This is a genomic window from Nocardioides sp. Root190, assembly GCF_001428565.1.
GTDB lineage: Bacteria > Actinomycetota > Actinomycetes > Propionibacteriales > Nocardioidaceae > Nocardioides.
Genome location: NZ_LMIA01000009.1, coordinates 274,136 through 298,905, shown reverse-complemented (window position 1 = coordinate 298,905; position 24,770 = coordinate 274,136). Strand labels below are relative to the sequence as shown.

Annotated in this window: 24 protein-coding genes; 12 read left to right on the top strand and 12 right to left on the bottom strand. The window is 70.6% G+C overall.

Annotation, left to right across the window (positions count from 1 at the left end):
• Positions 1-48 precede the first annotated feature (48 nt).
• Genes ASE01_RS11225 through ASE01_RS11215 form a run of 3 tightly spaced genes read left to right on the top strand, consistent with a single transcriptional unit; the run spans position 49 to position 2,995 of the window.
• A complete protein-coding gene (locus ASE01_RS11225; protein ID WP_056751108.1) occupies positions 49-1,167 on the top strand; it encodes a calcium:proton antiporter in 1,119 nt (372 codons plus the stop codon).
• Positions 1,164-2,060 (top strand): hypothetical protein, encoded by an 897-nt coding sequence (locus tag ASE01_RS11220; RefSeq protein ID WP_056751105.1) that lies wholly within the window; start codon positions 1,164-1,166, stop codon positions 2,058-2,060. Before ASE01_RS11225 ends, ASE01_RS11220 begins: the two co-directional genes overlap by 4 nt.
• Before the next feature lie 59 nt (positions 2,061-2,119).
• Positions 2,120-2,995, top strand: coding sequence for a hypothetical protein (locus ASE01_RS11215; protein WP_056751102.1), 876 nt, complete (start codon positions 2,120-2,122; stop codon positions 2,993-2,995).
• A gap of 9 nt (positions 2,996-3,004) precedes the next feature.
• Here ASE01_RS11215 and ASE01_RS11210 read toward each other — a convergent pair whose 3' ends face one another.
• The 7 genes from ASE01_RS11210 to ASE01_RS11180 form a co-directional block, all read right to left on the bottom strand.
• Positions 3,005-4,651, bottom strand: coding sequence for a copper resistance protein CopC (locus ASE01_RS11210; RefSeq protein WP_082605990.1), 1,647 nt, complete (start codon positions 4,649-4,651; stop codon positions 3,005-3,007).
• An 8-nt stretch (positions 4,652-4,659) separates the two neighbouring features.
• Entirely contained in the window at positions 4,660-5,394 is a 735-nt protein-coding gene (locus tag ASE01_RS11205) for a YcnI family protein (protein WP_056751096.1), read from the bottom strand.
• Positions 5,395-5,491: 97 nt separating this feature from the next.
• Positions 5,492-6,037, bottom strand: a complete 546-nt coding sequence (locus ASE01_RS11200; protein ID WP_056751093.1) for a hypothetical protein — start codon at positions 6,035-6,037, stop codon at positions 5,492-5,494.
• Between the two features lie 223 nt (positions 6,038-6,260).
• Positions 6,261-7,103 (bottom strand): hypothetical protein, encoded by an 843-nt coding sequence (locus ASE01_RS11195; RefSeq protein WP_200958816.1) that lies wholly within the window; start codon positions 7,101-7,103, stop codon positions 6,261-6,263.
• Between the two features lies 1 nt (position 7,104).
• Positions 7,105-8,895 carry a methionine--tRNA ligase gene (gene metG / locus ASE01_RS11190; RefSeq protein WP_056751087.1) on the bottom strand — a complete coding sequence of 597 codons (1,791 nt, stop codon included), beginning with the start codon at positions 8,893-8,895 and terminating at the stop codon, positions 7,105-7,107.
• A gap of 46 nt (positions 8,896-8,941) precedes the next feature.
• The gene (locus ASE01_RS11185; RefSeq protein WP_056751085.1) at positions 8,942-9,598 is read right to left on the bottom strand and encodes a DsbA family protein; all 657 of its coding nucleotides are present in this window, start codon (positions 9,596-9,598) and stop codon (positions 8,942-8,944) included.
• Between the two features lie 85 nt (positions 9,599-9,683).
• On the bottom strand, positions 9,684-11,324 hold the full coding sequence (locus ASE01_RS11180; RefSeq protein ID WP_162260289.1) for a CHAP domain-containing protein: 1,641 nt from the start codon (positions 11,322-11,324) through the stop codon (positions 9,684-9,686).
• Positions 11,325-11,499: 175 nt separating this feature from the next.
• Between ASE01_RS11180 and pepN the strand changes: the two genes are divergently transcribed.
• Positions 11,500-14,070 carry an aminopeptidase N gene (pepN, locus tag ASE01_RS11175; protein ID WP_056751079.1) on the top strand — a complete coding sequence of 857 codons (2,571 nt, stop codon included), beginning with the start codon at positions 11,500-11,502 and terminating at the stop codon, positions 14,068-14,070.
• A 21-nt stretch (positions 14,071-14,091) separates the two neighbouring features.
• Here pepN and ASE01_RS11170 read toward each other — a convergent pair whose 3' ends face one another.
• Together ASE01_RS11170 and ASE01_RS11165 are read right to left on the bottom strand one after the other, a co-directional pair.
• Positions 14,092-14,451 (bottom strand): DUF5130 family protein, encoded by a 360-nt coding sequence (locus ASE01_RS11170; RefSeq protein ID WP_056751078.1) that lies wholly within the window; start codon positions 14,449-14,451, stop codon positions 14,092-14,094.
• A 6-nt stretch (positions 14,452-14,457) separates the two neighbouring features.
• Entirely contained in the window at positions 14,458-14,826 is a 369-nt protein-coding gene (locus ASE01_RS11165; protein ID WP_056751075.1) for a hypothetical protein, read from the bottom strand.
• 81 nt (positions 14,827-14,907) lie between these two features.
• On the opposite strand from ASE01_RS11165, the gene ASE01_RS11160 reads away from it, so the two are divergent.
• From ASE01_RS11160 to ASE01_RS11135, 6 genes are all read left to right on the top strand, one after another.
• Positions 14,908-15,906, top strand: a complete 999-nt coding sequence (locus ASE01_RS11160; protein WP_082605989.1) for a mechanosensitive ion channel family protein — start codon at positions 14,908-14,910, stop codon at positions 15,904-15,906.
• Between the two features lie 8 nt (positions 15,907-15,914).
• Complete coding sequence (locus tag ASE01_RS11155; protein ID WP_414858531.1) at positions 15,915-16,298, top strand: globin; 384 nt, start codon at positions 15,915-15,917, stop codon at positions 16,296-16,298.
• A 738-nt stretch (positions 16,299-17,036) separates the two neighbouring features.
• Complete coding sequence (locus ASE01_RS11150; RefSeq protein WP_056751066.1) at positions 17,037-17,570, top strand: RNA polymerase sigma factor; 534 nt, start codon at positions 17,037-17,039, stop codon at positions 17,568-17,570.
• 101 nt (positions 17,571-17,671) lie between these two features.
• The gene (locus ASE01_RS11145) at positions 17,672-18,232 is read left to right on the top strand and encodes a hypothetical protein (RefSeq protein WP_056751060.1); all 561 of its coding nucleotides are present in this window, start codon (positions 17,672-17,674) and stop codon (positions 18,230-18,232) included.
• Positions 18,233-18,354: 122 nt separating this feature from the next.
• A complete protein-coding gene (locus tag ASE01_RS11140; RefSeq protein WP_056751057.1) occupies positions 18,355-18,882 on the top strand; it encodes an RNA polymerase sigma factor in 528 nt (175 codons plus the stop codon).
• 21 nt (positions 18,883-18,903) lie between these two features.
• The gene (locus ASE01_RS11135; RefSeq protein WP_056751051.1) at positions 18,904-19,689 is read left to right on the top strand and encodes an enoyl-CoA hydratase/isomerase family protein; all 786 of its coding nucleotides are present in this window, start codon (positions 18,904-18,906) and stop codon (positions 19,687-19,689) included.
• Here the strand turns inward: ASE01_RS11135 and ASE01_RS11130 are convergent.
• Positions 19,664-20,569, bottom strand: coding sequence for an acyl-CoA thioesterase (locus ASE01_RS11130; RefSeq protein WP_056751048.1), 906 nt, complete (start codon positions 20,567-20,569; stop codon positions 19,664-19,666). The genes ASE01_RS11135 and ASE01_RS11130 overlap by 26 nt on opposite strands.
• A gap of 163 nt (positions 20,570-20,732) precedes the next feature.
• Between ASE01_RS11130 and ASE01_RS11125 the strand changes: the two genes are divergently transcribed.
• Together ASE01_RS11125 and ASE01_RS11120 are read left to right on the top strand one after the other, a co-directional pair.
• Positions 20,733-21,947, top strand: coding sequence for an acetyl-CoA C-acetyltransferase (locus ASE01_RS11125; RefSeq protein WP_056751046.1), 1,215 nt, complete (start codon positions 20,733-20,735; stop codon positions 21,945-21,947).
• A gap of 86 nt (positions 21,948-22,033) precedes the next feature.
• Complete coding sequence (locus tag ASE01_RS11120) at positions 22,034-22,528, top strand: MarR family winged helix-turn-helix transcriptional regulator (RefSeq protein WP_235535954.1); 495 nt, start codon at positions 22,034-22,036, stop codon at positions 22,526-22,528.
• A gap of 6 nt (positions 22,529-22,534) precedes the next feature.
• On the opposite strand, the gene ettA is transcribed toward ASE01_RS11120, so the two are convergent.
• Entirely contained in the window at positions 22,535-24,217 is a 1,683-nt protein-coding gene (ettA, locus tag ASE01_RS11115; protein WP_056751041.1) for an energy-dependent translational throttle protein EttA, read from the bottom strand.
• A 10-nt stretch (positions 24,218-24,227) separates the two neighbouring features.
• The gene (locus tag ASE01_RS11110; protein ID WP_056751038.1) at positions 24,228-24,722 is read right to left on the bottom strand and encodes a single-stranded DNA-binding protein; all 495 of its coding nucleotides are present in this window, start codon (positions 24,720-24,722) and stop codon (positions 24,228-24,230) included.
• Positions 24,723-24,770 lie beyond the last annotated feature (48 nt).

Sequence of the window (24,770 nt, the reverse complement as noted above, 5' to 3'; positions counted from 1 at the left end):
CGGTCCCGCCCGACATTCACGCTGGGCGCCTTCCGTAGGATTGCCTTCATGAGCGTCTCCACCGCAGGAAGACTCGGGTGGACCGTCTTCACCCCGCCCGTCGCCGCGATCGTGCTGGTCTTCAGCTGGGGAACCCATCCGGAACCGCTCGTCGCGGGCCTGATCGGCATCGCCCTGATCGGTGCCGTGCTGGCCGGCGTCCACCACGCGGAGGTCGTCGCCCACAAGGTGGGCGAGCCCTTCGGATCGCTGATCCTCGCCGTGGCCGTCACCATCATCGAGGTCGGCCTGATCGTCATGTTGATGGTCTCGGGCAACGGCGAGACGTCGACGCTGGCCCGCGACACCGTCTTCGCGGCCGTGATGATCACGGTCAACGGCATCGTGGGCATCTCGCTCGTCGTCGCCGCCCTGCGCCACCACCTCGCGGTGTTCAACCCCGAGGGCACCGGCTCGGCCCTCGCGACCGTGATCGCCCTCGCCGGGCTCACCCTGGTCGTCCCCGCCTTCACCACGACCGAGGAGGGGCCTGTGCTGAGCGGGTCCCAGCTCACCTTCGCCGCGCTGGCCTCGCTGATGTTGTACGGCTCCTTCGTCTTCACCCAGACCGTGCGCCATCGCGACTTCTTCCTCCCGAACACGACGTCCACCCCGGGCGGCTGGACCTCCGACACCGACCAGGACGGCGACGGCCACGCGGACCCGCCGACCAACCGGGAGGCCTGGACAAGCGTGGGCCTGCTGTCGCTCTCCCTGCTGACCGTGGTCGGTCTGGCCAAGGTCGAGTCCTACTCGATCGAGGACGCCGTCGACTGGCTCGGCTTCCCGCACGCCGTGGTCGGTGTCGTCATCGCCATGCTCGTGCTCGCCCCCGAGACGATCGCCGCCGTGCGGGCTGCGCTGCTCGACCGCGTGCAGACCAGCCTCAACCTCGCCTACGGATCGGCGATGGCCTCGATCGGCCTGACCATCCCCGCCATCGCGATCGCCTCGATCTGGCTCGAGGGCGACCTCGCTCTCGGGCTCGAGCCCATCCAGCTCGTGCTGCTCGTCATGTCCGCAGTGGTCGGCGTGCTGACGGTCGTGCCCGGTCGGGCGAAGCCGCTGAACGGCATCGTGCACCTCGTCCTGCTCGCCGCCTTCCTGCTGCTGACGGTCTCGCCGTGACGGCAGGCACCCCCACCGCCCGGACCCTGCGCAGGTCCGCCGCCGCAGCACTGGCCCTGGTGCTCGGTGCCGGCCTGGCGGCATGCTCTGCGGACGAGCCGGGGACCGCGGACCCCGAACGCATGGTGCTGAAGCCCGCACCCGACGGCGCGAACAGTGCAACGGGAGCGCCGGTCGGCAACGGCACGAGCGCCACGGTCGAGGGCTACCAGATCCGCGACGTCACGCTGCCCGGGCCGGACGAGCCCGGCGAGGTGTCCTTCCGGATCCTCGACCCTGCCGGCGCGGTCGTCACCGACTACGAGCAGGAGCAGACCAAGCTGTTGCACCTGTACGTCGTCCGCGACGACCTCGGCGAGTTCCGCCACGTCCACCCCGAGCTCGGGGAGGACGGCACCTGGCGCGGCCAGGTCGACCTCGGCGGCCCCGGAGAGTGGCGGGTGGTCACCGAGTTCATCCCGGCAGGAGCCGCCCAGCCGATCGTGCTGGGCTCGGTCCTTCGGGTTCCCGGCGACTGGCAGGCCGAGACCGTTCCCCAGGGCGACGCCGCAGCGACCGGCGACGACGGAGTGGTCCAGGTGCGCCTGCTCGCCCGCGGGACGGTCAGCGACAACGGACGTCTCGAGCTGGCGGTCACCGACCTGGCGGGCGAGCCGCTCACCCTCGGCAGCTACCTCGGCGCCACGGCCCACCTCACCGGCTTCGCTGTCGGCACCCGCGGCTTCGTGCACGTCCATCCGCTCGGCGCCCCTGAGGTGACCTCCGACGGCACCGTGCTCACCTTCCACACGACCTTCACGCAGGCGGGCGACTACCGCCTCTTCGTGCAGACCCGGGTCGACGGCCTGCTGCACCAGGTGGGGATCACCGCCACCGTCGAACCGGCGGCATGAAAGTCTTCCGCAACGGGTAGTCGTCCGCGACGACCCGCACCGAATCCGAGGAGAACCCGATGAACGCCAGGACCGCCCGCACCTCGATCGCGGCGCTGCTCGCCTCCACCCTGCTGCTGGCTGGATGCAGTGACGGCGACAAGGGAGCAGACAACGACAAGGCGGGCGACGGCACCTCGAGTGACGCCGGCTCCCCCTCGCCCTCCGACGCAGGCACCGGCGACGGGAGCCAGGACGGCGACCAGGGCGGCGGTACGTCGGGATCGCTCGACAAGGACACGTTCTACGAGACCATTACGAAGGCGCAGCAGGACGCCGGCTCCTACCGGTCCACCGCCACCACCTCGGCCGGCGGCGTCGACGCGGTGATGGACGGCGAGGCGTCGTACGTCGACGGGGCGCTCGTCGCCCGCGCCAAGAGCCAGCCCGGCAACCCGCAGCAGGTCGAGAGCGTGATCGCCGACGGCATCCTCTACCTGAAGTCCGACGGCATGGGCGTCCCGGCCGGCAAGTGGCTGAAGCTCGACCCGGAGGACCCCGCGAACGCCGGCGGCCCGTTCGCCGGGCTCGCTGCCGCCGCCGACCCGGAGGCCGCACTGCGGGCCGTGGGCTCGTTGAAGGAGCTGGAGCTCGTCGGTTCCGAGAAGGTCGGTGACGTCGACGCCGATCACTACCGGGCCGTGATGAGCACTGCGAACTACGCGAAGGAGCTGGGGATCCCGGCAGAGGTCGCCGACATCCTCCCGCCGCAGCTCCCCTTCGACATGTGGGTCGACAGCGAGAACCGTCCGGTGAAGTTCACCCTCACCTTCGAGATCGAGGGCGTCAGCTCCTCGACCGAGCAGACGTACTTCGACTACGGCGCCGACATCGACATCGAGGTCCCGGCCGACCGCGACACGGTCACGCCGACCGAGGCCGGTCTCGCCTCCTGACCCGAGGGGTCAGCCGACCGGCAGGTCGATCACGGTGACCGGGCTGGTGAACTCGTCCACCCGGACGCTGACCTGGAGCTGCCAGGTGCCGGCGACCGGGAACACGACGTCGGCGGTGTAGGTCCCGGCCCCCGAGGGCACCACGGGGATCTCGCCCAGGTCGATGGTGTCGGTGCTCAGCGCGACGGCCGGGGCGGCGTACAGGTCGAGGGGCTCGCCGGCGAGGTCCTGGACCTGCACGATCAGCTGCCGCTGCAGACCGGTCCCGGAGTCCAGCACGGCGAGGACCTTGATCTCGTCCGTGGCGACGCCGGTGACGACACCGGTCTCCGCGGTCGCCTGCTGGGAGGGCGCCTCGCCGCCCGGCGGCTTCTGGGTCAGGAACCCGGTCACGCCGAGCACCGCGACGAGCACCGCGGCTTCGGCCGCGACGGTGCGCCGGACCAGCTCCACGCCACGGCGCCGGCCGTCGTGCCCGATCCCGTCGGCCACCTTCGGGACCAGACGGAAGCGGTTGTACGCCGCCAGGGCGACCACGACGAGGACGAGGACGACCTTGACCAGCAGCAGCCGGCCGTAGGTCTCCTCGACCAGTCGGGACCACGAGCCGACGATCCGCCAGCCGAGCAGCGTGCCCGTCAGCGCGACGGCGGCCAGGAGTCCCCCGGCGACCGTCGAGAAGCGGGCGATGAGGAGGGCGGCGTCCCGGGGTCGTCCGGAGAGCGCTCGCAGGGTCAGTGCGAGTCCGACCAGTCCGCCGAGCCACACGGCTCCGGCGGTGAGGTGCAGGGCGTCGGTCACGACGAGCAGCGCGGTGGGTTCGTAGGCACGGGTGTGCCCCACCAGTGCCGGTGACCAGATCGCCAGGAGGGTGACGAGGTCGACCACGAGCGAGGAGCGCTGGAGGCCGGCGACCCAGGCCGCGACCCCGAGCCCGGCCAGCTGCAGCGCGAGGACCTGCAGGTCGTCCTGGACCAGCGCAGGGTCGAGGACGTCGAGGTCGAGGACCCCACCCAGTCCCGAACCGAGCTGGTAGGCCCCGGCGAGCGGGACGGCGAGCGCAGCCGTCAGGACGGCCACCAGCGCGGAGACCCGCAGCAGGCGCACGACGCGGCGTCGTACGACGCCGTCGAGCCGCACACCTCGTACCGACCACGCGAGGAAGATCGCGAGGCCGCCGGCGAGCAGGAGTGCGACGTAATTGGTGCCGTGCACGATCGCCTGCACGGTCGGGACCGCACCCGGGTCGCTCGGAGCGATCTTCGGCGCCTCCACCTTCAGGCTGGGCGCCCCGATGTGGAAGGTCAGTGAGCCGGCGATCGGGTGGCCGTCGGAGGAGACGACGCGCCAGGTGATGACGTAGGTGCCGTCCCCGAGGGTGTCCGGCACGTCGCCCTTGACGAGCACACCGCTGGCGGACGCCTCGACGTCGACCTGCTCCCCGCGGGCATCGAAGGCGAGGAGGCCACCGGGGACGAGCTGCACCGGCTCGTCGAAGGTGAAGGTGACCTGGCCCGGGGACTGGGTCAGCACGGCCCCCTCGGCCGGGTCGCTGGAGACGAGGGTGGCGTGCGCCGACGCAGGCGCCGCCCACCCGACCACCGCGAAGGCGGCGGCCAGGAGGACAGCGAGCAACGCCGGCACACGCCGTGTCATGCGGAGCCTCAGGCCTTCTTGCCCGAGCGGGCCAGCGCGAGACCGCCGAGGGCGAGGCCGCCGACGCCGGCCACCAGGCCGCCGATCGCCAGGCCCGAGCTGTCGGAGTCCTCGGAGCCGTCGGAGCTGTCGGGGTCAGCGGCTGACGCCGACGCGTCGCCGTCCTCGGCGTCCTCGGCAGCGCCGCCGCCGTGGCCCTCACCGCTCGCCTCGGTGATGGTGACGGTGGGCGCCGGGCTCTCGAGGGTCTCGGGATCCTGGCCGTCGGCCGCCGTCTCGGTCCAACCGGTCTCGCCCTCGACGCAGGTCTGCACCACCGGGAAGACCAGCGTCTCGCCGGCCTTCTCGGGCAGCTGGACCTGGAGCTCGACGGTGTCGCGGAAGCCGTCGACCAGCGGCGTCCTGGCCGTGTAGACGACCTCGGCGATGCGCTCGGTCAGCTCGTTGCCGTGAGCGTCCTTGATCGGCTCCTCGAGGTCCTCGGCGACCTTCTCCACGGTCCAGCCCGGGTTCACGGTGGGCGTCACCGCGGGGATGTCCTCGGGCATCGCGATGGTGAGCTTGGTGGTCGGCGAGCCCTCGCAGCCGTGGCCGAGGCTGAAGGTCAGCACGGCGTAGGCACCGGCGGCGGTGGTGTTCGGCGTGACGGTGACGTGCGCCGATGCAGGGATCGCGGTGAGGCCGACGATCGCGAGGGCGGCAGCGCCGGCACCGATGGCAGGCAGGGTGGAGCGAACGTTCATGGTGATTCTCTCTGACTCGGGGGTCGCCCGGAGACGGGCGGATTCAGCGGAAGGGTTCAGGCAGCGGCGAGCGCCCCGACCCCCCGGAACCGGTGAGTCAGGCGATCGCGAACGCGCGCACGGGCGGCCCGCGGGTCGGCGCCGTCACGACGTGCAGCAGGAGTGCCGGACGACTGTTGCGCCCGTGGACCCGGGTGGTGCGAGGCTGCGGGAGAGGAAGCGCGCCCGGGTCGGACCAGCCGAGCAGGACGTCGACAGCACGACGACGCAGCGCCCACATCGTCCCCGTCACGGCCGCCGCGACCGCGTGCGCGACCAGCATCGACGGGGTCAGCCCGAGGACGATCCCCTCGCCGTGCGCATGCCCGCCGTGCGCGGCCGGGCTGAGCGCGACCAGCCACGCGTGCCCGAGGACCTGCGCCGCGACCAGCACGGGCAGGACCGTGCGGATGCCGGCCCGGCGTCGCAGCACGAACCCGCTGGCGGCGTACACGAGGACGCCGAAGACGGCCAGCCACCACGGCGCCGGCGCCGTCCCCCCGGCTGCCAGGTGGGCCAGCGCCAGGGCGGCCACGCTCTCGAGGCTACCGAGCGTCGCCGGCACCCGCACGCGGGCGCGCGGAGTACGGCGGACGGTCAGCACAGGGTCATTGTGCCGGAGCGGGGGTTGCCGACGCAGATCGGCGCGAGGAGGTAGTGCGAAGGGCTGTCGCGGCCCGTAGGTCGAGGAGGCCGCCCGCGGCCGTCTCGAGACCACCCGACCCGATGCACCCACTCACACCGGGCACCTCCCAGCACCGACCCACCCGGTCTCGAGACGGTCGCTGCGCGACCTCCTCGACCAACGCGGCGGGGCGACGGCGCGGCTACGCCGGCGGGAGCAGCTTGTAGTGGAGTCGCATCGCGGTGGCTCCCTGCAGACGCAGCAGGTGGTCCGTGCGCAGCACGCCCCGGTCGTCGACGTGGACGTGGAAGGTCTCGTGCACCGGCATCCGGGAGGCGTACGTCGCCCCGCCGTCCTCGACGACGACGTACGCACCGTCGCCGCCGAAGGGTCCTGACGGGGACTCGAGCAGGAGGGAGCCGTCCGGCTGCACCTGCGGACGCAGGAAGACCTGGACGTTGCCGGACTCCAGCGGGAAGGCGACGTGGACCGAGGGCCGGTCCACACCGGGCAGGGTGCGGCTGGAGTAGCAGCCGCTGAAGACGTACTCGCCCGTGGCCCGCAGGGTCCGCAACCATCCCGAGGCGACCTGGTTCCCGGCGTGGTCCCGGATCACCGAGACCCGCGAGTCCATGCCCTGGGCGACGTCCATGGGACGCATCGGCAACGCCAGCTGCTGGACCCGCTTGCCGAAGAGACGGGACACCAGCTCTCCGCCGGGCCAGGCCCACGGCGCCCAGGACGACCAGACCTCGACCTGCCAGTCGGCCGTGTGCTCGTAGAACTCGCGGACCTGCGGCAGCAGGTCGGCGGCCCGGAACCCCGGTCCGTCGAGGTCCGCCATGGAGGCGAGGAGTCCGGCGCCGGGGGCAGCCTCCTCGACGTACCCGTCGTGCAGTGCGGCCTCCGCCGCCAGCCAGCCGTCGCGGACGACCGGCCCGGCGCTCGTCGGCGCCCGCAGCCAGGCGTGCTCCCCCGTGAGGTCGACCGGCCGTCCGAGGGCACGCCAGAACTTGCGGGTGCCGAGGTCGACCAGAGGGCTCACGTCAGCCGCCCAGACGGGCGAGCTCCTCATCGATGATCGAGGGATCGAGCTTGGTGAAGATCGGCGCCGGCTTCGGAACCGGACGACCCACCTCGATCGCGTGGCGCGCCCACGTCGGCGCGCCGGTGTAGTCGCCGGTGATGACCGGGTAGCTGCGCTCGGCGTCGTCGAGGTCGGTGACCTCCTCGATCCGCGGCATCGGCGCGATCAGTCCGGCACCGCCGAAGACCCTGTCGACCTCGTTCGCGGAGAACGGGAGGAACGGGCTCAGCACGAGGTTCAGGTCCGCGACGCACTGCGCCATCACGTGCAGCACGGTGCCGAGGCGGGCCGGGTCCTCCTTGATCTTCCACGGCTCGGTGTCGGAGACGTACTTGTTCACGTCGGCGACCGCGCGCATCGCCTCGCCGATGGCCTGCTTCTGACGGTGCCGGCCGATGAGGTCGCCGACCACGCCGAAGGCAGCCTCGGTCGCGTCGAGCACGGCGCGGTCCTCGTCGCTCAGCTCCGCCGCCGGCGGGATCTCGCCGAAGTTCTTGGCGATCAGGTTGGCGGTGCGGTTGACCAGGTTGCCCCAGCCCGCCACCAGCTCGTCGTTGGTACGACGGACGAACTCGGCCCAGGTGAAGTCCGAATCCTGGTTCTCCGGCCCGGCGGCCGCCACGAAGTAGCGGAACGCATCCGGCTGGTAGCGCTCGAGCAGGTCGCGGACATAGATCACGATCTTCTTCGAGGAGGAGAACTTCTTGCCCTCCATGGTGAGGAACTCGCTCGAGACCACCTCGGTCGGCAGGTTCAGCTCGCCGTACTCACGCGGCTCTCCCCCGCGCGACCCCTTCCCCGCGTAGGCCAGCAGCTCGGCCGGCCAGATCTGCGAGTGGAAGGTGATGTTGTCCTTGCCCATGAAGTAGTAGGACAGCGCCTCGGGGTCGTTCCACCAGTCGCGCCAGGCGTCCGGGTCGCCCGTGCGGCGGGCCCACTCGATCGAGGCGGACAGGTAGCCGATGACCGCGTCGAACCAGACGTAGAGCTTCTTGGTCGGGTTCTCCCGCCAGCCGTCGAGCGGGATCGCGATCCCCCAGTCGATGTCGCGCGTCATCGCCCGGGGACGGATCTCGTCGAGGATGTTCTTGGAGAACCGGATCACGTTGGGGCGCCACGTGCCCGACGCCTCGCGCCCGTCCAGCCACTCGGTGAGCGCCTCGGCGAGGGCCGGCAGGTCGAGGAAGAAGTGCTGGGTCTCGATGAACTCGGGGGTCTCGCCGTTGATCTTCGAGCGCGGGTCCAGCAGGTCGTGGGGGTCGAGCTGGTTGCCGCAGTTGTCGCACTGGTCGCCGCGCGCGCCGTCGTAGCCACAGATGGGGCAGGTGCCCTCGATGTAGCGGTCCGGGAGGGTGCGTCCGGTGGAGGGCGAGATGGCGCCGTACGTCGTCTGCTCGACGAAGTAGCCGTTGTCGTGCACACCGCGGAAGAGCTCCTGGACGACGGCGTGGTGGTTGCGCGTCGTGGTGCGCGTGTAGAGGTCGTAGCTGACCCCCAGGCTGACCAGGTCCTCGATGATGAGCCGGTGGTTCTTGTCGGCGAGCTGCTGGGGCGTCACGCCTGCCTCGTCGGCAGCGATCAGGATCGGGGTGCCGTGCTCGTCGGAGCCCGACACCATCAGCACATCGCTCCCCACCATCCGCTGGTAGCGGCTGAACACATCGGAGGGCACACCGAAACCGGCGACGTGGCCGATGTGGCGCGGACCGTTGGCATACGGCCAGGCGACAGCGGAGAGGACATGCGTCATGGGTCCGATCCTATTGACCCGGCCTCTCCGCCGCCGACCCGGCAACCTAGGAGAAGTCCAGGTCCCCGGTGCGGGAGCGCTTCAGCTCGTAGAAGTGCGGGAACGAGGCGACCGCGACGACGCCGTCCCAGAGCCGGCCGGCGTCCTCGCCGCGGGGGATCTTCGAGAGCACCGGGCCGAAGAAGGCGGTGCCGTTGACGTGGATCGTCGGCGTCCCGACGTCGTCGCCGACGGCGTCCATGCCCTCGTGGTGGGAGCGGGCGACGGCCTCGTCCCAGGAGGTGTCGTTCGCAGCGTCGACCAGGTCGGCCTCGAGGCCGGTCTCGGCGAGCACCTCCGCGATCAGCGCGAGCCCACCGTCGGGCTCATGGTCCAGGCGGCGACCGTCGAGGTGGATGCGCTGGCCGAAGGCGTCGTACATGGGGCGGAGCACCTCGTCCCCGTGACGCTCCCGGGCGGCGAGCAGGACCCGCACCGGCCCCCAGGCGGGAGCGAGCATCTCGCGGTACTCGTCGGGGAGGTCGCGGTCCTTGTTGAGGTAGCCCAGCGACATGACGTGCCAGTGGACCTCGAAGTCGCGGACCTCGGCTGCCTCGAGGATCCAGCGCGAGGTGATCCAGGCGAAGGGGCAGAGCGGGTCGAACCAGAGGTCGGCGCGGTCGGTCGTGCCGGGCTCAGCGGGGGCGGGGGCGGTCTGGGTCATGCCGGTGGCAACCAATTCCGGTGCCCCCGGCATTCCCGTCCCCGCTCCCGGGTTCCCCGTTCTCGCCCGTCAGCCCGGCAGCCCGTCAGCGCACGACCACGGAGGCGGTTGCCTTCGCAGCGCGGACCGACGTGCTGCCCAGGTAGACCACGGTCACGTCGCGCCGACCGGCGCGGATCGGGCCGAGCGTGACCTTCGCGACGCCGTCGACGAGCTTGGCCGTCGTGACGCGGCTGCCGACGGTGATCCGGACCGAGCCCTTGACCGGCGCGACGCCCTTGGCGACGACGCGCACCCGGACCACGGCCTTGCCGGTCCAGCCCACGGTGGCGACGTCGACGACGGGGGTCGCCATGACCGGCTTGGCCATGGTGGCATCGGCGACGAGCGTCTCGTAGCGAGGCTTGGTCACCGTCGTCCGCACGCCGATCGTCCGGCTGGCGTCCGCCCCCGTGAGCTTGTACGTCGCCCCGGTGGCCCCGGCGATGGGACGACCGTTGCGCAGCCACTGGTGCGTCACCACGGCGTCCGCGGGGTCGGGGGTGCCGGTGACGGCCTTCACGGTCGCGCCGACCTCGGGGACCCCCGAGATCCGGGGCTGGGCGGAGAGCGCGATCCTGCCGGCCAGGATCGGGCCGACCGAGCCCTGCGCCACGGCGGTCTTGGTGAGGTAGCCGGGCTTGCGGGCGACGGCGAGGAGGGTGACCTTCTTGCCGACGTACTCGGGCGTCAGGGCGAGGTTCGGGGCGGCGTGGTCCGTGAGCCGCACGCCGTCGACGTACCAGCGCCACTCGATGGTCGGGTCGAGCGGCTTCCAGGAGCCCTCGGTCGCGGTGAGGACCTCGTCGAGGTACGGCTCGCCGTTGAGCGTGGGCGGGGCCGCCGGGACCATCTCGCCGCGAACGACGTCGGCGGTGGGCCGCGTCGTCACCGTGAGCGGGTTGTAGTTGTCGCGGGTGCCGGTGACGCGCACCGAGATCGCCTTGCCGAGCTGCGCGAGGGTCGGCGTGAAGCCGCCCCCGGTCGCGCCGGGGATCGCGACGCCGTCGGCGAGCCACTGCACGGTCCGGCGGGCCGACGGGCTCCAGGTCCCGGGATCGATGCCGAGGGGGGTGCCGATCTGCGCGGCGCCACCGGTCACCGCCGGAGCCTTGGTGACGGAGAGGCGCTTGTCGGTGAAGTGGATGAAGCCAGTCGGCCAGCGTCCGCTGGACTTGGTGATCCGGCGCCAGTGGAAGGTGCCGCCCCAGCTGTCCTCGGAGATGATGATCTCGGTCGGGGACACGACCTTCTCGACGTAGGCGACGTGTCCGGCCGAGCCACTGCCGTTGGAGTAGCGCCCCCACCAGGCGATGGCGCCGACGTTGGGAACCTGGTCGGTGATGCTGGCCATCCGCAGGCCCCACTCGCTGGCGTTGCCGTTGCCGACCCAGGGCCGGGTCGCCGGCCCCCCTGCCTTGATCACGCGGTAGGCGGCGTAGTTGGTGCAGTTGTGGCCCGAGTACATCTGCCAGTACATCTTCCCGCTCACGGCGCCGTACCCGGCGTCGGAGTAGCCGGCGCCGACACAGCTGGAGTAACCGCTGCAGAGGTAGGTCGTCGCTGCCGATGGGGCAGCCGGAGCCTCCTCGCGCTGCATCACGCCGGCGAACACCAACAGGGTCGCAAAAAGGGCGCTGGCGACGAGTGACGTCCCCCAGCGCGCGGCCAATCCCCGGGTGCGCATGTCGAACACCATCGGTCACAAGCGCCTCACAACGCAACAAAAACCACCAGAAACCCACTGATCATCGGCGTGTCGCGTTGACTTTCAGAAGTTACACCGTTGTGATTCGCGCCCGCCGCCGCCAGGGCTGCCACCGGTTGTCTGACAATGTGCGTCGGGTGCAAGGATGACGGGCATGCCCGGCACCAACCTCACCCGCGACGAAGCAGCCACCCGCGCCGCCCTCGTCGACGTGACCTCGTACGTCATCGACCTCGACCTCAGCGACGCGACCCGCGCCGGTGTCGAGACCTTCGGGTCCACCACGACCCTGACCTTCACCTGTCGCCAACCCGGCGCCTCCACCTTCGCCGACCTGGTCGGCGCGACGATCCACGAGGCGACCCTCAACGGCGTCCCGATCGATCCCTCCACGGCGTACGCCGACAGCCGGATCACGCTGAGCGACCTGCAGCCCGACAACGTCCTGGTCGTCCGCGCCGACTGCACCTACTCGCACACCGGCGAGGGCCTGCACCACTTCGTGGACCCGGCCGACGGCAACATCTACCTCTACTCGCAGTTCGAGGTGCCCGACGCCCGCCGCGTCTACACGACCTTCGAGCAGCCCGACCTCAAGGCACCCTTCACCTTCAACGTGACCGCCCCCGCGCACTGGAAGGTCGTGTCCAACGCGGCCACCCCCGAGCCGACCCCGGTCCGCGACGGCGTCGCGACCTGGAACTTCCCGGCGACCAAGCCGATGTCGACCTACATCACCGCAGTGGTGGCCGGCGACTACTACGAGGTCCAGGACACCTACGAGGGCAAGCACGGCACCATCCCGCTCGGCCACTACAGCCGCCAGTCGCTCAAGGACTATCTCGAGCGCGACCGGGAGGAGATCGTCACCCTCACCAAGCAGGGCTTCGAGTTCTTCGAGGACGCCTTCGGCTACCCCTACCCGTTCGGCAAGTACGACCAGCTCTACGTGCCGGAGTACAACATGGGTGCGATGGAGAACGCCGGCTGCGTGACCCTGCGCGACGAGTACCTCCCCCGCTCCCGCCAGCCGCGCTCGTTCTACGAGTTCCGGGCCTCGGTGATCCTGCACGAGATGGCCCACATGTGGTTCGGCGACCTCGTGACCATGAAGTGGTGGGACGACCTCTGGTTGAACGAGTCCTTCGCCGAGTGGGCCTGCTACCACGCCGAGGCGCTCGCGACGTCGTACGACGACGCCTGGACCGGCTTCACCAACGCCCGCAAGCAGACCGGCTACCGCGCCGACTCCCTGCCCTCGACGCACCCGATCGCGGCCGACAACGTCGACCTCCACGCGGTCGAGGTCAACTTCGACATGATCACCTACGCCAAGGGCGCCGCGGTGCTCAAGCAGCTCGTCGCCTGGGTCGGTCTCGAGCCGTTCCTCGCCGGCCTCAAGCAGTACTTCCACGACCACGAGTTCGGCAACACCGAGTTCACCGACCTGCTCACGGCGCTCGAGAAGGCCTCCGGCCGCGAGCTCAGCGGTTGGGCCCAGGAGTGGCTGCAGACGGCGGGCACCAACACCCTCTCCCCGGCCTTCGAGCTCGACGCGGACGGCGCGTACTCGTCCTTCGCGATCCTCCAGGGCGCCCCGGCCGAGCACCCGACCCTGCGTCGCCACCGCGTCGGCATCGGCTTCTACAACAGCTCCGACGAGGGACGGCTCGTGCGCACCGACTACGTCGAGGTCGACGTCGAGGGTGAGCACACCGAGCTGACCGAGCTCGTCGGCAAGCCCCAGCCCGAGCTGCTCCTGCTCAACGACCAGGACCTCGCGTTCGCCAAGATCCGCCTCGACGAGCGCTCCCGGGAGACCGCGGCGGCCCGCCTGTCCGACATCGACGACTCCCTCGCCCGCGCCCTGGTGTGGAGCGCGGCGTGGGACATGACCCGCGATGCCGAGCTGACCGCGACCGAGTTCGTCGACCTCGTCCTCGGCAACATCGGCAGCGAGACCGACGCCTGGGGCGTCAGCAGGATCCCGGTGTACGCCGCCCAGGCCGTCACGCTCTACAGCGACCCTGCCGGGCGTCCGGCCCTGGCCGCCCGTTGGGAGCAGGGCCTGCGCGCGCTGCTCGCGGCTGCCGAGCCCGGCACCGACCACCAGCTGACCTTCGCCCGCGCCTGGGCTGCCGCGGCGTCCAGCGACGAGGCGATCGCCGAGCTGGAGGCCATCCTCGGCGGCGAGCTGGACCTCGAGGGCCTCGCGGTCGACCAGGACCTGCGCTGGTCCCTGCTCGGCGCGCTCGCGCGCCTGGGCCGGGCCGACGATGCCCGCATCGACACCGAGCTGGCCGCCGACAACACCATCTCCGGCCAGGAGAAGTCGGCGGCCGCCCGCGCTGCCCAGCCGACGGCGGCCGCCAAGGAGCGGGCCTGGACCCAGGCCCTGCTCGACCCGACGGTCCCGAACGAGACCCAGCGCAGTGTCGTGCTGGCGTTCTGGCAGACCGGACAGGACACCGTCCTGGCGCCGTACGTCGCGAACTACCTCGCCGAGGTGGCGGGCGCGTGGGAGCGGCTGGGTGCCCACAAGGCGTCCGTCGCGCTGGAGTTCATCTTCCCGCGCCTGCTGGCCACCCCGGAGACGCTCGCCGCGGTGGACACCTGGCTGGCCGAGAACGCCGAGAGCATCAACCCCGGAGCGCTCCGCTACGTCCGTGAGGGTCGTGCGGACGTGGCACGGGCCCTGGCGGCACAGGCCCACGACGCGTCGTAGGCAGGCGGCAGAGCAGCTCGGTCAGTCCTTCGCGAGCTGGCCGAGCTGCTCGATGCCGTTGGTGAGCCCGCCGAAGAGGTCACCGGCAGCGAAGTGACCGGTCATCGTCGCGACGACCTGACGTGACTCCTCGTCGGTCAGGCGCTCGCGCACGTGGCCGCCCGTGACGATCTCGACCAGGCGCTTGTCCGGGTCGACCATGATCAGGACGCTGCGGGCCGGCAGGACCAGGGTGTTGTGCAGGCTCGTGGAGAACTGACGCGCGTCACCGGCGGCAGCACCGACGAAGACCGAGATCTCCGCCCGGCAGGCCTGCTCGGCGTTGCGGATGATGACGTCGAGCGCTGCGCGCTCGGTGGCGTTGAGGGCCGTGGTGCTCATGACCGACTACCAGCTGCCGCCGGCGCCGCCGGCCCTGGAGTCCTCCGAGTCCGGGGCAGCGAGCTCACCCGCGGCCTTGCGAGGACCACCGAGCCACTGGTTCTCCGGCTCGAGGGCGTTGATACCGAGGTCCTCGCCACGTGCGAGCGCCGGCGCGACGAAGAGGATCGTGATGACCACGAAGACCAGCAGCGGGATGCCGCCGAGCACCAGCCATGCGTGGAGCACGTCGATGTCGGGCTTCGGCTCCCAGCTGCCCGGGCGGGGCTCGGGGGTGTCGGCAGAGGCCGTGCCCGTGCCGACCAGGACGAGGAGTGCACTCACCCCGACGAGGGAGCACAGGGCGATGAGGCGGCGTACAACGGTGCTGGTCACGGGAGCAGGATATCGGCAACGCGCCCGGCGCGGCGGAGTGGTGCCGTGAACGGGCCATGGGCCATTTGGGACACTGGTCGGATGGCTCCGCTACTCCTCTCCGCAGCTGAAGCGACCAGCCCGTGTGCCGACGGCGAACAGGTGTGTGACCTGACCTGGGACGTCACCGGCAATCGTCGCCTGTCCCAGTGGTCGGACGTCCTGATCGGGACACCGCTCGCCGTCATCGGACTGATCCTGCTCGGCCTCGTCTTCCGATGGTTGATGCACCGCGTCGTGGACCGCATCGCGCACCGTGCCGAGCACGGCGTGCTCCCCGAACGGGTCGAGAGCGCCATCACCGCGCGCCGCAAGCAGCGTGCCGCCACGATGGCCGGCCTCCTCAAGAGCATCATCACGTTCATCGTGGTGGCGGTCGTGGGCACCATGGTGCTCAGCGAGCTCGGTGTCGACATCGCCCCGATCATCGCGAGCGCCGGCATCCTCGGCATCGCCCTGGGCTTCGGTGCGCAGTCGCTGGTGCGGGACTTCCTCGCCGGGATCTTCGTGTTCATCGAGGACCAGTACGGCGTCGGCGACGTCGTCGACGTCGGCGAGGCCAACGGCACCGTCGAGGCCGTGACGCTGCGGATGACGCGGCTGCGCGACATCAACGGAACGGTCTGGTACGTCCCCAACGGCGCCGTCGTGCGGGTCGGCAACAAGAGCCAGAACTGGTCGCGCGCCGTCGTCGACGTCGGCGTCGGCTACGGCGAGGACCTGGCCCGCGTGCAGCAGGTCCTGCGCGAGGTGGCCCACGACCTGTGGGACGACGAGGACTTCACCGGCCTGATCATCGAGGAGCCCGAGGTCACCGGCGTCGAGATGCTCGCCGCCGACTCGGTGACCATCCGGGTGATGGTCAAGACCGCGCCGCTCGAGCAGTGGGCGGTCGCCCGTGCCCTCCGGCAGCGGATCAAGGCCCGCTTCGACCACGAGGGCATCGAGATCCCGTTCGCACAGCGCGTGGTCTGGCACCGCGAGGAGCGCCGGGTCGCGGACGACAGCCCGGCTCCGGCCGCTGCGGGCGACGAGGGATGATGGTGGACGTGGACGAGGGGACGAGCTTCTACGAAGAGGTCGGCGGGTTCGAGACCTTCCGCCGGATCGTGGCGCGCTTCTACGAGGGCGTCGCCGGCGACGAGGTGCTCCGGCCGATGTACCCCGAGGCGGACCTGGGCCCCGCCGAGGAGCGGTTCCTGCTGTTCCTCGTGCAGTACTGGGGCGGCCCCACGACGTACTCCGACAACCGCGGACATCCCCGGCTCCGGATGCGCCACGCGCCCTTCACGGTCGACACCGACGCACGCGACCGGTGGCTGCTGCACTTCCGCGCCGGACTCGACTCCGTCGAGCTGACCCCCGAGCAGGACGCCCGGTTCTGGGACTACGTCACCCACGCGGCCACCTTCATGGTCAACTCGGCGGGCTGAGAAAACTTTTCGATCGCATGTAACACCAGGCGGGCGTCGTGACAGGTACTCCACGAGGGAACAAACACCGTGGTGACCCGAACAGGTCATCGCGGGCCAACTCGAGAGAGAACCGATGAACCGTCCGGACTGGATCGACACGCTGCGCGCAGACCTGCGCCCGGCCGATCCTGATCCGGTACTGCTCGCGCAGCTGGCGCAGCTGAGCTCACGCTCCGTTGTCCCTGCTGCGCGACCGGGTCGGTCGGCTGGTGCACGATGGGCGATGGTGCTGGGGGGTGTCATCGCCGTCGGTGCGACATCGTGGGCAGCGGGCGCTTTGCCCGGGACGGATTCTCCGTTCCGCCCTGAGGAACGCATGACGCAACAGCCGACCGACCCATCACCCGACGAGGTGGGACCGCCGAGCACGGACGCTCCCAGCGCACCCGCGGACGAACAGCCCGGGGGCCGACCGAGCGAGTCCTCGTCCACGACACCGACCGGGCCTTCCCCGGGCGAGGTCCCGAGCGGTGCGCCACCTCTCACGTCGCCGTCCGACGGCGATCCCCCCAGTCCTCCGGTCGAGCTGCCGACGCTGCCCGACCTGCCCTCGCTTCCCGGTGTCCCGGCGGTTCCCGAACCGCCGGGACTCGATCGCGTTCCGGACCTTCCTCTGTTCCCACCCTTCGGTGCTGACAGCGACCGCGGCTCCCACCGCTCCCCCCAGCCGCAGGAAGACTCGGTGGCGCGGGCACGGTGACGACGGACGACGACGTCGTCGCCGCTGCGAAGCGGGGCGACCCCGATGCATGGCGTGAGCTCTACCGGGCGCACGCCTCTCGACTGCTGCTCTGGCTGCGCGGCCGCCGCTCCGGCGAGGAGAGCGCCGAGGACATCGCATCGAGTGCCTGGCTGGTCGCCGCCGAGAAGATCGCCGCGTTCCACGGCACCTCCGACGACTTCGCCGGATGGCTCTTCGGCATCGCCCGCAAGCTCTCCGCCAACGCCCAGCGTCGAGCCGTACGCCGTGACCAGGTCCCCCTCGGACCGGCGGTCGCACACTCGACCCCCGGCCCCGAGTCGGACGCCGGCTCCGGTGACTGGGCGCGCCGCCTGCTCGCCACCCTTCCCGAGCGTGAGCGGGACGTCGTGACCTGCCGCGAGGTGCTGGACATGGACGTCACCACGACGGCCGCAGCGCTCGAGATCAGCGCGGTCGCCGTACGCGTCGCGCACCACCGGGCGCTCAAGCGTCTGCGCACCCGGACAGAACTTCTGCCCGGGATGTAACACCTGCCACAGGTCGCTACATGTACCCGGTGAAGGCAGTCCCCATTCTGGGGTGGGGACTGACTCACCCACCTGTCACCAGCAGGATCAAGGAACGAGACATGACGAGCCACCGGTACGACCGGCTCCGCGTCGCTGCGCCGACGCTCGAGCCCGATCCGGTGTTCCTCGACGTGCTGGCCGATGTGAGCGCGAGCTCGCGGCCGGCCGTCTCCCGAACGGCTCGGTCGGCTGGTCTCCGGATGCTCGTCGCTGCGACCACTGTGGTCGCGATCGCGGCAGCGACCTGGGCTGCGGGCAGCACCGGCGGATCGGACATCCCACTGTCCCCCGCCGACGGCCCCACCCAGGAGGAGCCCACCGGCCCGCCGAGTCACGGAAACGTCGGAACCCCACAGACCGACGTCTCCAACACGCCCGGCAGCCCCCTGTCCCCGGGGCTGCCGGGCACACCTCCTCACGCCGACCCCGGCGCGACGCCCGGTCGTCCCGATGCCGACAAGCCCGGCCTGCGCCGTGGCGAGGACAACGGCAAGAAGCTCGGCAAGGACAACGGTCCGGACAACGGCTTGGGCGACGAGCGGTCCAAGCAAGGGCGCCGTGGCAACGACGGTCCCCTCCCCCAGCAGGCCAACGGCTCCCCCGGAAAGCCGCAAAGGTAAAGAACGTCCGCGCGTGGACGGGTCAAACCGGCCGATCACGCGCCACAATGGGAGCTGGTTCGAGCCGTTGCCCGGACTCTCGATCCGGCAATCGGTCTGGCACATAGGGGTGGGACACGTCAGTGCGCGCCGACGACGATCGCGTCGCCGCTGCCAAGCGGGGCGACGCCGCTGCCTGGCGCGAGCTCTACCAGGCCCATGCCGGCCGCCTGCAGCTCTGGCTCGAGGCGCGAGCGGTTGCCGGCGCCGAGTCGGCCGAGGACCTCGCCGCCGCCTCGTGGCTGGTCGCGGCAGAACGGATCGCCGACTTCCACGGAGGCACCGACGACTTCGGGGGCTGGATCTTCGGCATCGCCCGCAACCACGGCTCGAACGCCTGGCGTCGCTCGGGCAGCCGCGCCCGGGGTCAGGAGCTGCTCGAGGCCGACCCTCCCCGCGCGGTCATCGGACCCGAAGGTGGGCTGATCGCCGACGAGTGGGTGCGTGAGGCCCTCGCACAGCTGCCGCCGCGCGAGCGCGACGTCATCGCCTGCATGGAGGTCCTCGACCTCGACGTCGCGGCGACCGCCGCCGCCCTGGAGATGAGTGCCGTCGCGGTCCGCGTCGCCCGGCACCGGGCATTGCGGCGCCTTCGGTCCCACCTGGACTAGAACGCGTTCTATTCTGTCGGCATGACGCTGACCGTCTCCGACGATGCCCGGGTGCGCACGCTGGTCCTGGACCGGCCCGACGCCCTCAATGCCTTCAACGAGGCCCTGTACGACGCGACCGCAGAGGCGCTGCTCGCCGCGGCAGAGGACCCCGAGGTCGCGGTCGTCCTGCTGACCGGTTCCGGCCGGGCCTTCAGCGCGGGGACCGACCTCCTCGAGATGCACCGGATGGCCACCGATCCGGGCTTCGTGCGGGGGACGCACGGCTTCATCGGGCTGATCGACGCCCTCGTCGACTTCCCCAAGCCCCTGGTCGTGGCCGTCAACGGGATCGGCCTCGGCATCGGCGCCACCGTCCTCGGCTTCGCCGACCTGGGCTTCATGTCGTCAGCGGCGCGACTCAAGTGCCCCTTCACCTCTCTCGGCGTCGCTCCGGAGGCCGCGTCGTCGTACCTCTTCCCGGCGCTGGTGGGTCGTCAGAACGCAGCGTGGGCGCTGCTGTCCGCCGAGTGGATCAGCGCCGAGCAGGCCCGCGAGATGGGTCTCGTGTGGAAGGTCTGCGCACCCGAGGACCTGCTGCGCACCGCGCGCGAGCACGCCACCCTGCTGGCCGCGCGGCCGATCTCCTCGCTCGTCGCGGTCAAGCGCACGATGACCGAGCCCCACCGGGCCGCGATCCGCGAGGCACGCGACCGCGAGAACGCCGCCTTCGCCGAGCTGATGGGCGGTCCGGCCAATCTCGAGGCACTCGCGGCCTTCGCAGAGGGCCGCGAGCCCGACTTCACCCAGTTGCCGCCGGGTTGGTGAGCGTGGCGAGGATCGCGTCGAGGTAGCCCGCCGGTGGCGTGACCGAGCGCTGCGTGGCGGGATCGAAGGTCACCAGCACGGCCCGCGACCGGGCCAGCACCGGGGCGTCTGGCGCGCTGCCGGTCCCTGCCGTGATCTCGCCCTCGATCGTCCACGACTTGGAGCCGATCCGGGACACGGTGGACCAGCAGTCATAGGGGTCGCTGCGCAGGACCATCGGCGCGACGTACTCGATGTCGACCTGGGCAACCACGACGCTGAGCCGCGGGAAGTCCTTCAGCGCTCCCTTGAGGTGGCGCATCATCGAGATCCGCGCCTCCTGGAAGTACTCGACGTACTTGACGTTGTTGACGTGCCGGTAGACGTCGATGTCGGAGAAGCGGACGTGGACGGGATGGTGGACAGCGCTCTCGCGCGGCACGTCGACGCGCACCGCGGGCACCCTGCCTGCGTCCGGGTCCACCTCGGCGTACGGCGCCAGGGCGACCCGCTCCAGGTCACTCAGCCGCCGCGGCTTCGCCTCGGCCTGCTGGAAGGGCGCCAGCACCGTGCGCGCACGGAGGTGGACCGTGCGGAGACCCGCCGCGTCCTCCACGAAGATCTCGTGGTCCAGCGTGAAGCTGGCCGCGCGTACGTCGCTGACCCACGACTCGATGGCCACGGGCGTCGGGCTGAAGAGCAGAGGGGCGCGGAAGGTCACCTCGTGCCGCACGACCACGTAGGCGTCGCCCTCGTGGCGCTCGACGCCGGCGACCCGGAGGCACGAGCGCAGCAGCGCCGACCGGGCCTCCTGGAGGTAGTCGACGTACATCACGTTGTTGATGTGACCGAGCAGGTCGAGGTCAGCCCATCGCAGGGGGCAGTCGTAGCGGTGCCGCACCGGTCGATCGTTCCACGGTTCGCGGTACGCCCGGGAGCCGGACCACGTCGCGGTGACCGGGATGTGGGATCCGCCACCACTGCAACGTGTTCCACCATGGGCGCACTAGTCTGGTCAGGTTGTGCCGTCACCATTCACCACCACCGCTCATCGAGGAGTGTCCATGCCCGAGGCCGTCATCGTTTCCGTTGCCCGTACCCCCATCGGACGGGCCAACAAGGGCTCGCTGAAGGACTTCCGCCCCGACGACCTCACCGCACTCATCGCGCAGGCAGCCCTGGCGAAGGTCCCCGAGCTGGACCCCAACGACGTCGACGACTTCTACCTCGGCGTCGGCCTGCCCGGCGGCGAGGCCGGCAACAACATGGCCCGCATCGTGACCAGCCTGATGGGCTACGAGATCCCCGGCGCCACCATCACGCGCTACTGCTCCTCCTCGGTGCAGACCTCTCGGATGGCCTTCCACGCCATCAAGGCCGGCGAGGGCGACGTCTTCATCTCCGCCGGCGTCGAGACCGTCTCGCGCTTCCAGTTCGGCACCTCCGACCACATCCCGAACACCAAGAACCCCCTCTTCGCCGATGCGCAGAAGCGCACCGAGGAGTACGCCAAGGGTGGCCAGGTGTGGCACGACCCCCGCGAGGACGGCCTGGTCCCCGACATCTACATCGCGATGGGCCAGACCGCCGAGAACGTCGCCACCATCCGCGGCCTCAAGCGCGAGGACCTCGACGCCTTCGGCGCCCGCTCGCAGAACCTCGCCGAGAAGGCCATCAACGACGGCTTCTGGGAGCGCGAGATCACCCCGATCACGCTCGCCGACGGCACGGTCGTCTCCAAGGACGACGGTCCCCGCGCCGGTGTCACCTACGAGGCCCTCTCCCAGCTCCAGCCGGTGTTCCGCCCCGACGGCGTTGTCACCGCCGGCAACTGCTGCGCCCTCAACGACGGCGCTGCCGCGGTCGTGATCATGTCCGACACCAGGGCCGCCGAGCTCGGCCTCACCCCGCTGGCGCGCATCGTGTCCACCGGCGTCTCCGGCCTCTCCCCCGAGATCATGGGCCTGGGCCCGGTCGAGGCGACCCGCAACGCCCTCAAGCACGCCAACATGAGCATCGACGACATCGACCTCGCCGAGATCAACGAGGCCTTCGCCGCGCAGGTCCTGCCCTCCGCCGAGGACCTCGGCATCCCGATCGAGAAGCTCAACGTCAACGGCGGCGCGATCGCCGTGGGCCACCCCTTCGGCATGACCGGCGCCCGCCTGCAGAACACCCTGATCAACTCGCTGCAGTGGCACGACAAGTCCACCGGCCTGATCACCATGTGCGTCGGCGGCGGCCAGGGCATGGCCATGATCCTCGAGCGGATGTCCTGACCGACTGAGCAGCACACCACCGACACGACCTCGGTCCCGAACGGGCACCCCCGCGTGCTGGTGCGCCACGACCTAGGATGACGCGGGTGACGACGCAGGACATCGGCCCGGAGCCGCGCTGGCTCGACGAGGAGCAGCAGCGCGCCTGGCGGTCCTTCCTGCTCGGCACCACGCTCCTGCTGGACCGGATCGACGAGGACCTGCGTCAGGACCACGGCCTGTCCGCGGTCGAGTACGAGATCCTCGTCCGCCTCTCCGAGGCCGGGGGCCGGCTCCGGATGGCGCGACTGGCCTCCGCCCTCGCGCACAGCCGCAGCCGGGTGACCCACACCGTGAAGCGGATGGAGGCGGACGGCCTGGTCGTGCGCGCCGAGGCGACCGAGGACGGCCGCGGCGTCGTGTGCTGCCTGACCGACGACGGGGCACGGATGCTCACGAAGGCCGCACCGAGCCACGTCGACACGGTCCGGAAGGCGCTGATCGACCTCGTGGAGCCCGACGACCTGATGGCGCTGGGCCGGGTGATGGACGCGGTCTGCGACGAGCTGATCCGCGCCCATCCGGAGCGCGAGCTGCGTTAGTCCCGTTCAGTCGCGCGTCAGGCGGCGGTGCGTGACGCGGTGCGGACGTGCCGCCTCGAGACCGAGGCGCTCGATCTTGTTCTCCTCGTAGGACGCGAAGTTGCCCTCGAACCAGAACCAGGCACCCTCGTTGTCCTCGGTGCCCTCCCACGCGAGGATGTGGGTGGCGATGCGGTCGAGGAACCACCGGTCGTGGGACGTGACCACGGCGCAGCCCGGGAAGTCGAGCAGCGCGTCCTCGAGTGCGGACAGCGTCTCGACGTCCAGGTCGTTGGTGGGCTCGTCGAGCAGGAGCATGTTGCCGCCCTGCTTGAGGGTCAGCGCCAGGTTGAGGCGGTTGCGCTCACCACCGGAGAGCACCCCGGCCTTCTTCTGCTGGTCGGGGCCCTTGAAGCCGAACGACGCGACGTAGGCGCGGCTGTTCATCTCGAAGTTGGCGACCTTGATGAAGTCCAGGCCGTCGGAGACGACCTCCCAGACGTTCTTGTTGGGGTCGATGCCGCCGCGGCTCTGGTCGACGTAGGAGATCTTGACCGTCTGGCCCACGATCAGCTTGCCGGAGTCGGGCTGCTCGCCACCGGTGATCATCCGGAACAGCGTGGTCTTGCCGACGCCGTTGGGGCCGACGACGCCGACGATGCCGGCGCGCGGGAGCGTGAAGGAGATGTCGTCCCACAGGACGCGGTCCTCGAAGCCCTTGGTCAGGTGCTCGCCCTCGAGGACGATGTCACCGAGGCGCGGGCCCGGCGGGATGTTGATGTCGGCGGCGTCGATCTTGCGCGCCTTGTCGGCCTCGGCGGCCATCTCCTCGTAGCGGGCCATCCGCGACTTGGACTTGGTCTGGCGGGCCTTGGCGTTGGAGCGGACCCACTCCAGCTCCTTCTCGAGCATCTTGGCGCGCTTGGCGTCCTTGGCACCCTCGACCTTGAGCCGGTCCTTCTTGGTCTCGAGGTAGGTCGAGTAGTTGCCTTCGTACCCGTGGATCGAGCCGCGGTCGACCTCGGCGATCCACTCGGCGACGTTGTCGAGGAAGTACCGGTCGTGGGTCACGGCCAGGATGGCGCCGGGGTAGGACTTGAGGTGACCCTCGAGCCACTGCACCGACTCGGCGTCGAGGTGGTTGGTGGGCTCGTCGAGGAGCAGCAGGTCGGGCTGCTGGAGGAGGAGCTTGCACAGCGCGACCCGGCGACGCTCACCACCGGAGAGGTTGTCGACGAGGGAGTCCGACGGCGGGCAGCGCAGCGCGTCCATGGCCTGCTCGAGGCGGCTGTCGAGGTCCCAGGCGTTGATGTTGTCGAGCTCGGTCTGCAGATCACCGGTCTCGGCCATCAGCGCGTCCTGGTCGGCGTCCGGGTCGCCCATCTCCATGTAGGCGTCCTCGAGGCGCTTCATCTTCGCCTTGACGTCGGCGACGGCCTCCTCGACGTTCTCGAGGACCGTCTTGCCCTCGCTCAGCGGGGGCTCCTGCTGGAGCATGCCCACCGTGGCGTCGGGGTCGCGGACGACGTCGCCGTTGTTCGGCACGTCCAGCCCGGCCATCAGCTTGAGCAGGGACGACTTGCCCATGCCGTTGGGGCCCACGACGCCGATCTTGGCTCCATGGAGGAAGGACAGGGTGACGTTGTCGAGCACGACCTTGTCGCCGTGGGCCTTGCGGACGTTGCGCAGCGAGAGGACGTAATCAGCCATGGGGGAAAGGCTACGCAGCGACGGGCGAACCGCCATGCCCGGGGTCGTTCGCGGACTCCTGCTCGACCGACGAGGTCGACTTCACGAAGCTCGAGGTGCCGCGGGTGAGGTCGTGACCGATGGTGAACGCGTCGATCTCGAGGGACAGCACCTCCACGTTGTTCTTGTTCACGTAGGTCCGGTGGCTGAGCCGGCCGTGGATCACCACGGCGTCTCCCTGCCGCAGGGAACGGCCTCCGTGATCGGCCAGCCGCCGCCAGGCGCTGACGGCGTACCACTGCGTCTCGCTGTCGACCCACTGCCCGCTCGCCCGGTGGAGGTGGCGGGGCGTGCAGCCGACCCGGAAGTTCAGCACCGGTGTGCCGTTGACGTCACGCGCCATCGGCTCGCCTGCGACCCACCCCTGGATCGTCACGATCGTCTCGTTGGCCATCTCGATCTCCTCGCTCGTCGCCGGACGCCCGTGCGGCCGGTCGAGGAGGAGTCCACCGCGATCCGTTGACACGTCGCGACCGTGGCGCGGACGCCTGTGCACAGCCGTGCGCGGAGGGCC

Bases quoted from the DNA above. Each gene is read 5' to 3' on its own strand.
- ASE01_RS11225 (WP_056751108.1), top strand. From the start codon at position 49: ATGAGCGTCTCCACCGCAGGAAGACTCGGGTGGACCGTCTTCACCCCG.
- ASE01_RS11215 (WP_056751102.1), top strand. From the start codon at position 2,120: ATGAACGCCAGGACCGCCCGCACCTCGATCGCGGCGCTGCTCGCCTCC.
- ASE01_RS11210 (WP_082605990.1), bottom strand. From the start codon at position 4,651: ATGACACGGCGTGTGCCGGCGTTGCTCGCTGTCCTCCTGGCCGCCGCC.
- ASE01_RS11205 (WP_056751096.1), bottom strand. From the start codon at position 5,394: ATGAACGTTCGCTCCACCCTGCCTGCCATCGGTGCCGGCGCTGCCGCC.
- metG (WP_056751087.1), bottom strand. From the start codon at position 8,895: ATGACGCATGTCCTCTCCGCTGTCGCCTGGCCGTATGCCAACGGTCCG.
- ASE01_RS11185 (WP_056751085.1), bottom strand. From the start codon at position 9,598: ATGACCCAGACCGCCCCCGCCCCCGCTGAGCCCGGCACGACCGACCGC.
- ASE01_RS11180 (WP_162260289.1), bottom strand. From the start codon at position 11,324: ATGCGCACCCGGGGATTGGCCGCGCGCTGGGGGACGTCACTCGTCGCC.
- pepN (WP_056751079.1), top strand. From the start codon at position 11,500: ATGCCCGGCACCAACCTCACCCGCGACGAAGCAGCCACCCGCGCCGCC.
- ASE01_RS11170 (WP_056751078.1), bottom strand. From the start codon at position 14,451: ATGAGCACCACGGCCCTCAACGCCACCGAGCGCGCAGCGCTCGACGTC.
- ASE01_RS11160 (WP_082605989.1), top strand. From the start codon at position 14,908: ATGGCTCCGCTACTCCTCTCCGCAGCTGAAGCGACCAGCCCGTGTGCC.
- ASE01_RS11145 (WP_056751060.1), top strand. From the start codon at position 17,672: ATGACGAGCCACCGGTACGACCGGCTCCGCGTCGCTGCGCCGACGCTC.
- ASE01_RS11135 (WP_056751051.1), top strand. From the start codon at position 18,904: ATGACGCTGACCGTCTCCGACGATGCCCGGGTGCGCACGCTGGTCCTG.
- ASE01_RS11125 (WP_056751046.1), top strand. From the start codon at position 20,733: ATGCCCGAGGCCGTCATCGTTTCCGTTGCCCGTACCCCCATCGGACGG.
- ettA (WP_056751041.1), bottom strand. From the start codon at position 24,217: ATGGCTGATTACGTCCTCTCGCTGCGCAACGTCCGCAAGGCCCACGGC.